Annotated in this window: 11 protein-coding genes; 6 read left to right on the top strand and 5 right to left on the bottom strand. The window is 69.3% G+C overall.

Features of this window, described 5'->3' with window-relative positions; all coding sequences use genetic code 11:
- Positions 1 to 38: 38 nt before the first annotated feature.
- Positions 39 to 1703 carry a penicillin-binding transpeptidase domain-containing protein gene (locus P3X83_RS31980; protein ID WP_277309027.1) on the top strand — a complete coding sequence of 555 codons (1665 nt, stop codon included), beginning with the start codon at positions 39 to 41 and terminating at the stop codon, positions 1701 to 1703.
- A gap of 24 nt (positions 1704 to 1727) precedes the next feature.
- Here P3X83_RS31980 and P3X83_RS31975 read toward each other — a convergent pair whose 3' ends face one another.
- From P3X83_RS31975 to ngcE, 4 genes are all read right to left on the bottom strand, one after another.
- Complete coding sequence (locus P3X83_RS31975) at positions 1728 to 2489, bottom strand: hypothetical protein (RefSeq protein ID WP_277309025.1); 762 nt, start codon at positions 2487 to 2489, stop codon at positions 1728 to 1730.
- Positions 2490 to 2685: 196 nt separating this feature from the next.
- Positions 2686 to 3588, bottom strand: coding sequence for a carbohydrate ABC transporter permease (locus P3X83_RS31970; RefSeq protein WP_277309024.1), 903 nt, complete (start codon positions 3586 to 3588; stop codon positions 2686 to 2688).
- Positions 3589 to 3598: 10 nt separating this feature from the next.
- Positions 3599 to 4513 carry a sugar ABC transporter permease gene (locus tag P3X83_RS31965; protein WP_277309023.1) on the bottom strand — a complete coding sequence of 305 codons (915 nt, stop codon included), beginning with the start codon at positions 4511 to 4513 and terminating at the stop codon, positions 3599 to 3601.
- A gap of 2 nt (positions 4514 to 4515) precedes the next feature.
- Positions 4516 to 5967 carry an N-acetylglucosamine/diacetylchitobiose ABC transporter substrate-binding protein gene (ngcE, locus tag P3X83_RS31960; RefSeq protein WP_277309022.1) on the bottom strand — a complete coding sequence of 484 codons (1452 nt, stop codon included), beginning with the start codon at positions 5965 to 5967 and terminating at the stop codon, positions 4516 to 4518.
- A gap of 211 nt (positions 5968 to 6178) precedes the next feature.
- Between ngcE and P3X83_RS31955 the strand changes: the two genes are divergently transcribed.
- The 3 genes from P3X83_RS31955 to P3X83_RS31945 all read left to right on the top strand — a co-directional run bounded on the left by P3X83_RS31955 (position 6179) and on the right by P3X83_RS31945 (position 8562).
- Positions 6179 to 6814 carry a TetR/AcrR family transcriptional regulator gene (locus P3X83_RS31955; protein WP_277309021.1) on the top strand — a complete coding sequence of 212 codons (636 nt, stop codon included), beginning with the start codon at positions 6179 to 6181 and terminating at the stop codon, positions 6812 to 6814.
- On the top strand, positions 6811 to 7923 hold the full coding sequence (locus tag P3X83_RS31950) for an acyltransferase family protein (protein ID WP_277309020.1): 1113 nt from the start codon (positions 6811 to 6813) through the stop codon (positions 7921 to 7923). The genes P3X83_RS31955 and P3X83_RS31950 overlap by 4 nt, the downstream gene beginning before the upstream one ends.
- A gap of 435 nt (positions 7924 to 8358) precedes the next feature.
- Positions 8359 to 8562, top strand: a complete 204-nt coding sequence (locus P3X83_RS31945) for a cold-shock protein (protein WP_277309019.1) — start codon at positions 8359 to 8361, stop codon at positions 8560 to 8562.
- Positions 8563 to 8632: 70 nt separating this feature from the next.
- Here P3X83_RS31945 and P3X83_RS31940 read toward each other — a convergent pair whose 3' ends face one another.
- The gene (locus P3X83_RS31940; RefSeq protein ID WP_277309018.1) at positions 8633 to 9583 is read right to left on the bottom strand and encodes a zinc metalloprotease; all 951 of its coding nucleotides are present in this window, start codon (positions 9581 to 9583) and stop codon (positions 8633 to 8635) included.
- 217 nt (positions 9584 to 9800) lie between these two features.
- Between P3X83_RS31940 and P3X83_RS31935 the strand changes: the two genes are divergently transcribed.
- Positions 9801 to 10478 (top strand): class II aldolase/adducin family protein, encoded by a 678-nt coding sequence (locus P3X83_RS31935; protein WP_277309017.1) that lies wholly within the window; start codon positions 9801 to 9803, stop codon positions 10476 to 10478.
- Between the two features lie 54 nt (positions 10479 to 10532).
- Positions 10533 to 11744, top strand: coding sequence for a DUF4032 domain-containing protein (locus P3X83_RS31930; RefSeq protein ID WP_277309016.1), 1212 nt, complete (start codon positions 10533 to 10535; stop codon positions 11742 to 11744).
- Positions 11745 to 11847: the final 103 nt, after the last annotated feature.

The following is an 11847-nucleotide window of genomic DNA, read 5'->3' as shown; positions in this document are numbered from 1 at the left end:
CTGGGAGACAGCACCCCCTGGGAAGAAACCGTATGCCGATGAGAAGGCTGCTCGTGCTGCTTGCCGTCGCGCTCGTCGTCATGGGAGGAGCCGGCGCCTTCGCGCTGTACCCGCGCCTGCGCCCCATCGAGGGCACCCCTGACGACGTCGCGCGAGCCTATCTGGCCGCCTGGCGAGCCGGCGACCTCGCCGCCATGCGCGCGCTCGTCGCCGACCCACCGGCCGACTTCACCGAACGCCACCGCTACTTCGACCGCGACCTGCGCGTCACCGCCATCTCTGTGCAACTGGGACGGCTTGTCATCAAGCAGGGCGAGGAGTCGGCGCGGATCCCCTTCGAGGGCACCCGGCAGGTGCGCGACCTCGGGCCCTGGCCGTTCGGCGGCACGGTGCGCCTCGGCGTGCGGAACCGGCAGTGGAAGGTGATCTGGGGCCCGGAGACCATGCACCCGGCCCTGCGGGACGGCGGATCGCTGCGACTGACCTCGATCAGGGTGCCGACCGCCGAACTGCTCACCAGCGGCGGCGAGCAGATGCCCAGGGACCACGCCGCCGAGCCGTACCTGGCCGAGCTGGGCCGCCGCCTGGGCGGCGCCGCCTCCGGCTGGGCGATCGAGGCGGTGCGCGGCGGGCGCGCCAGGCGGCTGGTCACCTACCAGCCGCCGCCGACCCGCGAAATCCGCACCACGCTGTCCCGGCCCATCCAGGCCGCCGCGGCACGGGCCCTGGACGGCGTGCCGCAGGCCGCCGCGATCGTCGCGGTACGGGCGGGCACCGGCGAGGTCCTGGCCGTCGCCGACCGCCTGGGCCGCGAGGACATCCCCCCGCCGGAGCCCGCCAGAGGCGTGGCTCCCTCCGCGGGCCCCACGGGGGCCCGTTCGCCTTCGCCCAGCGGCACCGGCACCGCCCCCCGGGGAGACGACGTCCCCACGCGCGACAGGGCGCTCACCGACCGGGGCGCGTTCGAGCAGGCGTCCGCGCCGGGCGGAGCGTTCCAGGTGGTGACCGCCGCCGCTCTGCTGTCGGCGGGCATGACGCCGGAGAGCAAGGTGTCCTGCCCCCGCGACTTCACACCGGCCGGGACCAAGGCGGGACCGATCGCCAACCCGGGCAAGGTCGCGCACGGCACGCTGAGCCTGGCCAAGGCGTTCGAGCTGTCGTGTGACACGGCCTTCGCGCGGCAGGCCGTGGACCGGCTGGACAAGGGCGAGCTCGCCGGGCAGGCCGCCGCACTGGGGTTCGGGCGCAGGCTCGCCTCGGGAGTGGGCGGCACCTGCGGGAGCCCGCCGCGCGGCGAGCGGCGTCTGGCGTACAACGCGGTGGGGGGCGGCGGGGTGAAGGCGACCCCGTTATGCATGGCCCTGGTCGCTGCGGCAGTGGAGAGCGGCACGTGGCACCCGCCACGGCTCCTCACGGCACGCGCGGCCCGAGCCCTGGACAAGGCCGGGCCACGCGAGTCGCGGGTGCCCAAGGGCGTGCTGGGCGGACTCCGCTCCATGCTCCGCGCGGAGGCGGCCGCGCACCGGCTGGTGAAGGGATCCGCCGGGCACGCGGGCGTCACGCAGACATCCCCAGGCGACACCCCCGACGCCTGGTTCATCGGCTACCACGAGGACGTGGCCTTCGCCGTACTGGTCAAGGACGGCGGCCCGGCCCGCAAGTCGGCCCTCCCGATCGCCGCCCGGTTCCTCCGTGCCCTCTGAGCCTGGCAGGGCCCTCTGAGGGTCTCAGTCGCCGGAAGTGGGGCTGAGGGTCAGGCAGGCCACGCGGTCGCCCGCCTCGCCGGCGTGGGCGCCGGAGGTGGTGGTGGGCTTGGCGTGGATGACCAGGGAGCCGGGCAGGCGGCCCGCGGTGAGCGCCCAGGGCTGGCGGGCCTTGGCCTCGGCGTCGCCCTCGCCGTTGGTCTTGAAGTCGAGCCACACCTCGTTGGTGGGGTTGGCCGGGCCCTCCGCGGTGGGCGAGCCGGTCGGGCTGCCCTCGGGCGTGCCGGTGGGGCTCTCAGCGGGACTCTCCGCGGGGCTCTCGGTGGCGCCCGTCGGGCTGCCCTCCGGGGTCACCGTGGGGCTCTCGGTGCCGCCGCTGGGCGACGGCGAGGCCGTGCCGCCCTGCTCCTCGCCGCGGAAGTGCGGGCCGGAGCTGTCCGGGGTCTGGCCGCACGGGTTGACGTGCAGGTGCGCGCCGTACTGGCGGTCGGGCAGGAGGCCCTCCACGTCGAGCTTGGAGATCGTCTCCTCGCCCTCCGTCTTGACCGAGACATCGGCCTTCGCGCCCGAGGGGACCAGCTTCTCGTCATAGACGATCGCCTTCTCGCCCTCCTTGTAGGGAGCGAAGGTGCCCTCGCCCGACAGGCGGATCGTGGCGCCGCTCGGCGAGGCCGTGGGCGAGGCCGTCGGCGACTCGGTCGCGGCCGCGCCCGCCCCCTGGGCCTGCGGCGCCCCCTGCTGCGGGGAGCAGGCCGTGGCGGCCGCGGCCCCCAGGACGGCGAGCATGACGACATGGACATGACGGCGGCGGCTGAATGAGCGACCGAATGAGCGACTGAGTGGGCGACTGAGTGGGCGGCGCATCGCGGGATCTCCCCTGGAGTCGAAGGTCGAGCACCACCCACTCTAAAGCGTAATCATTCCATCACTAAGCGCGACTCTCCCTATTGTCCACATTCCCTACTTGGGCCCTGGTCGGGCCCTACTTGATAGCGCCCGCCGTCAGTCCGGACTGGATCTGCCGCTGGAAGATGATGTAGACCACCAGCACCGGGATGATCGCCATGCTGAGCGCCGCGAACAGCGCCGGCCAGTCGGATTCGTATCCGGCGATCGTGGAGATGTCGGCGATGCCCTGGGTTATCACCCATTTCTCTCGGTCACCGGAGAGCAGTACCAGGGGAAGCAGGTACTGGTTCCACTGGCCGAGCACGTTGAAGATGCCAATGCTGATCATGCCTGGTTTGGCCATCGGCAGCATGACCTGGAAGAACGTCCTCGTGTGCGAGCAGCCGTCCATCATCGCCGCCTCGGCCACCGAGGTCGGCAGCGTACGGAAGAAGGCGGTGAGGAAGAACACGGTGAACGGCAGCGAGTAGGCGATGTAGACCAGCACCAGTCCCACGTGGCTGTTGAGCAGGCCGAGCTGCTTCACCACGAAGAACAGCGGGACCAGCGCCAGGAACACCGGGAACGCCATGCCGGAGACGAACAGGTAGTAGACGGCCCGGTTTCCGGGGAAGCGGTACCGGGCCAGCACATACGCGGCCATCGAGCCGAGGAGCATGGTGCCCGCCGTGCCGAAGGCCACCACGATCACGCTGTTGAGCATGTACTGGCCGACGTGGGCCCGGTCCCAGGCCCGGCCCCAGTTGTCCCAGCGCAGCTCGGCCGGCAACGACCAGGCGTCGCCGAACAGTTCGGTGTTGTCCTTGAAGGACGCCAGGAAGGTCCACACCAGCGGGACGATCACCAGCAGCGCCCAGACGAACAGGGCGACATGAGAGAGCGTGCCGAAGACCCCGGTGTCGCTGCGGCGGGCGCGAGGCCTGCGGTGCGTCACCTGGCCGTCCGTCTCTCCTTTGACGATTGTGCGCGTGGCCATGACCCTCCTCTCACAGCTCGATCCGGTCGCGCCTGGACACCCGCAGGGTCAGCGCGGCGAAGGTGAGGGTCAGGAAGAACAGCGCGACACCCATCGCCGAGGCATAGCCGAACTCGGAGTAGCTGAACGCGGTCTTCCAGATCTCCAGTGGCAGCACGGTGGTGGAGTTGTCCGGGCCGCCCCGGTCCACCGAGAGGACCTGCACCAGGGCGAAGCCGTCGAACGCCGCGATGCCCAGGTACACCCACCCCACCTGGAGGGTGTCCCACAGCAGGGGCAGGGTGACGTTGAAGAACAGCCGGAACCGGCCGGCCCCGTCCAGGGCCGCGGCCTCGAAGACGTCCTTGGGGATCGCCGCCATGCCCGCGGAGAACAGGACCACGTAGAAGCCGACCGCCTGCCAGACCATCACCGCGATGATCGCCCAGAAGGCGATGTTCGGCTCGGTCAGCCAGCCGACCGGTTCCATCCCGGCCCGGATCAGCAGGCCGTTGATCACGCCACTGTCGTCCGGGCGGTAGACCGCCTGGAACAGCACGCCGACCACGGCCACGGCGAGGACCTGGGGGAAGAAGAACACCACCCGGTAGAAGTTCGACCCCCAGACCCCTCGCATGGAGCCGCCGCGCTGCCCGCCGCCCAGATTCAGCAGGAAGGCGAAGGCCAGCGCGATGCAGATGGTCAGCAGCGGCAGGGCGACCAGGAGCACGCCGTGGTGTCGCACCGCCTGCCAGAAGACCTCGTCGCTGAAGAGCGCGGTGAAGTTCTCCAGCCCGATGAAGTTCGGGTTGGCCGACACCCCTCGCCAGTCGGTCAGCGCGATCTGGAACGTCTGCAGATACGGACTGATCACGAAGACGACATAGAGGGCCACCGGGGCGGCGAGAAACCCGACGACGAACAGATGGGCGCGTAGCCGCCGCATCCCTAGACGGTCCGAGTCTGCTTGGTGATCCGCTTGTCGTTCTTGGTCTCGTCCGCCTTCTTCTGCATGTTCTCGGCGAACTGCTGGGGCGTGATCCGACCGGCCATCACCGAGTTGGTCTGCGCCTGGGAGTAGTCGTAGAGCTTCTTGTACCAGCCCTCGTAGCGGGCGTCGGTGATGATGTTCTGCCCGGCGGCGTCCTGCACCTTGGCCGCGCTCTTCAGGCCGGGCGGCAGGTCCACGCCCTCGGCCGAGCCGTTGACCACGGTGAGGTTCTTGGTCTCCTGGGTGAAGCCGCGCGCGCCCTCCTTGGAGAGCATCAGGCGCAGGTACTCAAGGCCGCCCAGCGGGTTCTTGCCCCGGGCGGAGACGAAGAAGTTCTCGCCGACGCCGACGAAGAACGCCTCGGCGGGCATCACGTCGCCCCCGGTCACGGCCGGGATCGGCATGACGGCGTACTCGAAGTCGTCCGGGATCTCCTTCTGCATCTCGTTCTCAAGCCACGAGCCCGTCGGGTAGAACGCGACCTTGCCCTGGAGCTGCTTGAGCTGGGTCTGGGTGTGGTCGAGGCCGAAGTACGCCTTGTCGCCGAACTGCTTCTGCAGGTCCACCCAGACGGACACGGCCTTGATGACGGCGTCCTTGGTCCAGGCTCCGTCGACCAGGTTGTCGATGTCGAGGATCACCTGGTTACCGCCGATCTTGGCGGCGGTGTAGAGGATGTTCCAGGTCTGGTAGAACGGGCCGACCTGCCCCGGGTAGGCGAACGGCGTGATCCCGGCGCCCTTGATCTGCTCGCACAGCGCCAGGAAGGCGTCCCAGGTGGTCGGCGGCTGCCAGCCCTTCTCCGCGAACAGCTTGGCGTTGTACCAGAGCCCGCGGTGGGACACCGTGTAGTTCAGCACATGCGGCTTGCCCGCGACGAGCGCGTTCTCCAGGACACCGCCGGTGAGGGTGTCCTTGACCTTCTTGGCGGGGTCGTCCACCGAGGGAGCGTCGAACAGCGCGGTCAGGTCGGCCAGGTGGCCCTCCCCCTGGAGCGCGACGAGGTCGAGGGGGTCGGATCCGGAATTGTTGACCACGTCGGGGGCCTCGCCGCTGACGAACCGCGGGCGAAGCTGGGTGCCGATCCGCTGTGTGGCGGTGTGCTTGATCGTCGCCTGCGCGTACTTCTTCTTGTAGAGCGGCTCGTGGATCTTGGTGGCGTACGCATCGGTGTATCCACCGCTGAAGATGACCACCTCCAGCGGCGCGTTGGCCTGCACGGAGAAGGGGTTCGCGGCGTTCGCGAGCCCGGAGGCGGGCGCCGAGGCCGCGGGGGACGCCGAGGCGCCCGATCCGCTTCCGGCGGTGGCGCAACCGGCCAGCAGACCGGCCCCCGGGCCTGCGACGAATGCGGTGAGTCCGATACGGCGCAGCAGAGCACGCCGGTTGATGTCAGCGGAAGAGGACATCAATGCTCCCGTGTATGGGGGGTTTCCAGAATAGGAAAGTTTCCTAACCGATTGCCCGAAGGTACGTAGCCCCACGTCCCAGCGTCAAGCCCATCCCGGCGTCTCAACCGAGCCGTGACCTCCTCGCCGCCATCCCGATTTCGCGCCTACCCGGCCAGACCGCGTGTGCTATTTTTTGGCCATGCGGCCAGAAAATTGATCGGAGGGCCAGATGGCTCAAGCAGAGGGTCGGGACGACGACCCACCCAAGCGCTCGTTCATAGAGCAGGCCAGGCGTGCCCAGATCGTGGCCTCGGCCATCGAGGTCCTCGCGGAGGTGGGCTACGGCGCCGCCTCACTCACCCTGATCGCCAAGCGGGCCGGCATCAGCAAGGGGGTCATCTCCTACCACTTCACCTCGAAGAACGAGCTGATGGAGGAGGTGGTGGACAGCATCTACGCCGAGACGGTGGCGTTCGTCCTCGAACGCATGGAGGGCGAGCGGTCGGCCGCGGTGCTGCTGCGCACGCAGATCCTCGGCGCCGCCGAGCACATGCGCGACCATCGCGAGCAGATCCAGGCGCTCCACGAGATCTTCAATCACATGCGCGCCCCCGGCGGCGGTCTGCGCTACGGCATGGAGGCCAACGAAGGGTTGTACCGGTCCCTGGAGGACATCTACCGGCTAGGGCAGAGCACCGGCGAGTTCCGCGACTTCGACATTCGGGTGATGGCGGTCACCCACAACGCCGCCATCGAGCACATGTTCGCCTACTGGGTGACCCACCCGGGCCACGACATCGACACCCACGCCAGGGAACTGGCCGACCACTTCGACCGCGCCACCCGTGGAGGGGATCCCCCTTGACCGAACGCCACGTGACGGGAAGCCGCCTGCGATACGTCGACAACCTGCGCGTCGCGCTGACCGCCCTCGTGGTGGTGCACCACGTGGCCGTCACCTACGGCGGCATCGACGCCTGGTACTACTTCGAGCCCGCCGAGGACGCCTCCGGCCGCTTACTGGACCTGATGGTCGCCCTCGACCAGGCGTTCTTCATGGGCCTGTTCTTCCTGATCTCCGGCTACTTCACCCCCGGCGCCCTCGACCGCAAGGGCGGGCGGGCCTTCTTCCGCGACCGGCTCCTGCGGCTGGGCGTGCCGCTGCTGGTGTTCCTCGTGGTGCTGCGCCCGCTGGTCAACTTCAACGCCTATCCGGCGGTCCGGGCCGCGACCGGGCTGCCCGACGTGCCGTACTGGCTGTTCTACCTGCTGACCTGGGATCCGGGGCCGATGTGGTTCGTGGAGGTGCTGCTCGTCTTCAGCGCGATCTACGTGGTCTACCGCGCACGCGGCCGGCGCTCCCCCGCCGGGCCTGCGGCCACTCCGCGAGCGCCGGGCCTGCGGGCGGTCGCGCTGTTCACGCTGGCGCTGGCCGTCGCGACGTTCCTGTGGCGGTTCCTGGTGCCGGTCGGCCTCTACGTGCCGGTGCTCGGGCTGCCGACACCTGCGTACCTGCCGCAGTACGCCGCCATGTTCGCGGTGGGCGTGGCCGCCCATCGCCGGGGCTGGCTGGAGGCGCTGCCGCGCCGGGCGGGCTGGGCCGGGTTCGCCGTCGCGGGCGTCGTCACACCGTTGCTGGCGCCGTTCGCCCTGGGGCGCGCCCCCGGCGTGTGGCAGTCGCTGGCGCTTTCCACCTGGGAGGCGGTGTTCGCGGTAGGGGTGAGCGTGGGGCTGCTCGCGCTCTTCCGTGAACGTCTCGACCGCCAGGGGCCGGTCTCCGGGTTCCTCTCCCGGCACGCCTACACGGTCTACTTCGTGCACCCCGTGGTGCTCGTTGGGCTGAGCCTCGCGCTGGCCGGGTTCCAGGCGGCGGCGATCTGGAAGTTCGCTCTGGTCTGCCTGCTCGCACTGCCGTTGTGCTGGGGGTTCGCCTATCTGGTCAGATCCCTGCCGTACGCCAAGAGGGTGTTGTGAGCAGAACCACACGGTGACCGCCGGCCATTACAGCTACCTCCGGAAATCACACCACGTCGTGAATAGCAGCACTCTGCGTGGCTTCGCCGTCCGGCATCCTGCGCATTTGGTGTGCATTCCGGGGAAAGCCGCCGCCCGGAGGCCCGTGCCGGGCGGCGAGCCGGGCCGAACCGGTCATGAGCTTGGCTCACCTGCTTGGACATGCACAGGCCGGGTCCGGGAAGCTTCCCGGGAGGCGCGGCACCGGTGCGGCGCTGTGCTACGATTAACTCAGTTGCAGTTGTGGTACCCATGAGACTTTGCATGCACCTGACGGGACGTAACCTGCAGGTGCATTTTTGTTTACCGGTCATCTCCGGATGGGGTTCATCACGGCAACGCGGAATTCCGTACGGTGCGGATTCCGGCTATGCCCGGTAACAAAGGAGACAAACAATGGCCACCGGGGTCGTCAAGTGGTTCAACTCTGAAAAGGGTTTCGGCTTCATCGCCCAGGACGGCGGCGGCGCCGACGTCTTCGCGCACTACTCGAACATCGCCGCCCAGGGCTATCGGGAGCTGCACGAGGGCCAGAAGGTGTCCTTCGACGTGACTCAGGGCCAGAAGGGCCCGCAGGCGGAGAACATCACCCCGATCTGATCGGGGCCCCTTGGCCGGTCACCTCATGGGTGGCCGGCCATCCGCGTTCCCGCACGCTTTTCCACAGTGGTCACATCCGCTTGGCGCTCTTGGCCGGCACCTCGACCCGCAACTGCCTGCGCACCGAGCCGGGCAGGAACGACGACCGGGGGCCCGCCAGGCAGGCGTCCATGCGCTCGACCTGGCCCTTGGTGAACATGCAGGTGCCCGCGTCGTCGGTGTAGTCCATGAAGTTCATGAACATGTCGCCGTTGGGGCCGTTGTCGCAGCTCACCGAGGGAAAGGTGGGCATCCCCCGGTTGAACCCGGCCTGGTTGGGGGTGTCGTCGACGAAGTCGCCGCCCGAGCAGCCGCTGTCGTCGTCGCCCCAGATGTGGCGCAGGTTCAGCCAGTGGCCGATCTCGTGGGTCGCGGTGCGCCCCAGGTCGTACGGCGCGGCGGCGGTGCCGGTCGAGCCGAAGGCGGCGTGGTGGATCACCACCCCGTCGGTCTCGGCGGGGCCTCCGGGGAACTGCCCGTAGCCGAGCACGCCGTCCAGCGCGCACACCCACACATTCAGGTAGCGGTCCGCGGGCCATGCCGCGGCCCCGCCCCGGTCCGCCTTCTTCACCCCGTCGTCGGTGCCGAAGGCCGCCACGGACGTCTTCGTGCGGACGACGCCCGTGGTCTTCTTCCCCTGCGGGTCGGTGCCCGCCAGCTTGAATTCGAGCAGCGGGTCGGCGGCGAGGTTCTTCCAGACATCGGGCACCTTGCCCGCGTCGGCGTTGGCCTTACGGAAGTCGCGGTTGAGGATCTCGATCTGGCTGTCGATCTGCTCCTGAGCGATGTCCTGCTCGGCCTTGGCGTACACCACGTGGACGACGACCGGGACGGTGACGACCTCGGTCCTGGCGGGGGCACGCACGACCTTGCGGTTGAGCGTCTCGTTCTCGATGGCCGCCAGCGCGACGGCGTAGCCCGGGCGGGCCGCGAGCATCTGGTGGTGGACGGGCATCGCGGCGCAACGGCTCGGAACGGCCATGGGGGTCTCCCTCCGTGTCAGCGATCGGCCCCGGGTTCCGGTCACCGACCGCTACCTGCGTTAACCATTGGTAACCCTTACCTGCGGGCGGCCGGTGGAACTCGCCGCACGGTGCGAGAGATGACTACTCAAAGTAACCATTTGATGCCCCGGCGGCATGGTCGTCCGGGGAGTAGCCGCACTCGGCCCGCGCGGCGGCGAGGGCTAGGTTGAGGGCATGCTGATGGCCGAGGCGCGGCGGGAGATCTGTGCGTACGGCCGGCGGATCGCCGGTCTGGGAATGGTGGTCGGGGCGTCGGGCAACCTGAGCGTGCGCGAGGGCGAGCTGGTCGCCGTGACCCCCTCAGGGTTCCCTCTGGACCGGATCGAGCCGGAGGACTGCCCGGTCATCGACCTCACCGGGCGGTGGGTGGACGGCGACGTGGAGCCGTCCTCTGAGACGCCCATGCACCTGGGGATCTACGCCGACACCGGCGCCGGGGCGGTGGTGCACACCCACTCGGCGCACGGCACGGCGGTGGCGCTCACGATGACCGAGCTGCCGCCGATCCACTACGACATCCTGCTGCTCGGCGGCCCGGTCAGGGTCGCCGAGTACGCCACCTACGGCACCGCCGAGCTGGCCGAAAACGTCCGGACGGCGCTGGCGGGACGGCGCGCGGCGCTGATCGCCAACCACGGCGGAGTGACGTTCGGCGCCGACCTGGCGGCGGCGTTCGAGGCGGCCAGGCTGCTGGAGTGGCTGTGCGAGGTCTACGTCCGGGCGCGGGCGATCGGCGAGCCGAGGGTGCTGAGCGAGGCGGAGCTGGCCGCCGTCACCCGGCGGCGGGCGACTCCCACCAGGACGGCACAAGACATGACACATTCGCCCATCGAACCAAAAAGCATCACATAAGCCACTAACCTCCTCCTTGGAGAGCACACCGATCTCACCCCGAGGAGCGATGGGTTGCCGCTGCAGATGACGGGCGCGCCGAGCGATCCCGATCTCATCCGCCTGCCCTGGGATGTTCCGCTTGAGCAGTGGCCCGAGCACCGCCTCGTCCCGCTGCCACGAGGCATCTCCCGGCACGTCGTCCGCTTCGTCCGGGTGTCCGGCGACGTCTACGCGATCAAGGAGATCAGCGAGCGGTACGCCAAGGCGGAGTACCGCCTGCTGTGGGACCTGGCCAGGCTCGACGCCCCCTCGGTGGAGCCGGTCGCCGTGGTGACCGGCCGTACCGGCGCGGACGGCGAGCCGCTGGACTCCGCCCTGGTCACCAGGCACCTGCAGTTCTCGCTCCCCTACCGGGCGGTGATGTCGGGCACGCTGCGCCCGGAGACCCTGACCCGCCTGCTCGACGCCCTGGCCGTGCTGCTGGTCCGGCTGCACCTGACCGGCTTCTTCTGGGGCGACTGCTCGCTGTCCAACACGCTGTTCCGCCGCGACGCGGGCGCGTTCGCCGCCTACCTGGTGGACGCGGAGACCGGCGAGCTGCACCCGATGATCAGCGAGGGCCAGCGCGCGCACGACATCGACATCGCGCACATGAACATCTTCGGCGAGATGCTCGACCTGGAGGCGGGCGGCCTGCTGCACCCCTCGATCGACCCCGAGACCATCGCCGGTGAGATCTGCGGGCGCTACACGCGACTGTGGAAGGAGCTCACCCAGGACGAGATCATCGAGGAGGTGGACTGGCACCGGGTCGAGCAGCGCATCCGGCGGCTGAACCTGCTCGGGTTCGACGTGGCCGAGATGATGGTGCGCCGCAAGGCGGGCACCGGCCGGCTGATCGTGCGGCCGAAGGTCGTGGACGCCGGACACCACCAGCGCCGGTTGATCCGGCTGACCGGCCTGGACGTCGAGGAGAACCAGGCCAGGCGGCTGCTCAACGACCTCGACTCCTTCCGGGTGCAGAACGGCCTGCGCCACGAGGACGAGGCGATCGTGGCCCACCGCTGGCTGGCCGAGGTCTTCCAGCCCACCATCGAGGCCATCCCGGCCGCGCTGCGCGGCAAGCTGGAACCGGCACAGCTCTTCCACGAGGTGCTCGACCACCGGTGGTTCCGGTCGGAGGCGGCGGGTGGCGACATCGGGCTCCCTGAGGCCGTGCGGTCCTATGTGGACAATGTTCTGATCTTCAAACGCGATGAGAAGGCGATCATTCAGGACGCCTGATCGCGCCGCTGATCGTGGCTCGAATAGCTTCGCGGTGAATTGTTATAACCGGGAGGGATTCCTCTGCCTCTGAGGCGGCCGTTCCTACCACCGGATGACGGCC

This window comes from Spongiactinospora sp. TRM90649 (assembly GCF_029382225.1).
GTDB lineage: Bacteria > Actinomycetota > Actinomycetes > Streptosporangiales > Streptosporangiaceae > Spongiactinospora.
The sequence above is the reverse complement of the archived record's forward strand: the minus strand, read 5'-3'. Positions and strand labels throughout refer to the sequence as shown.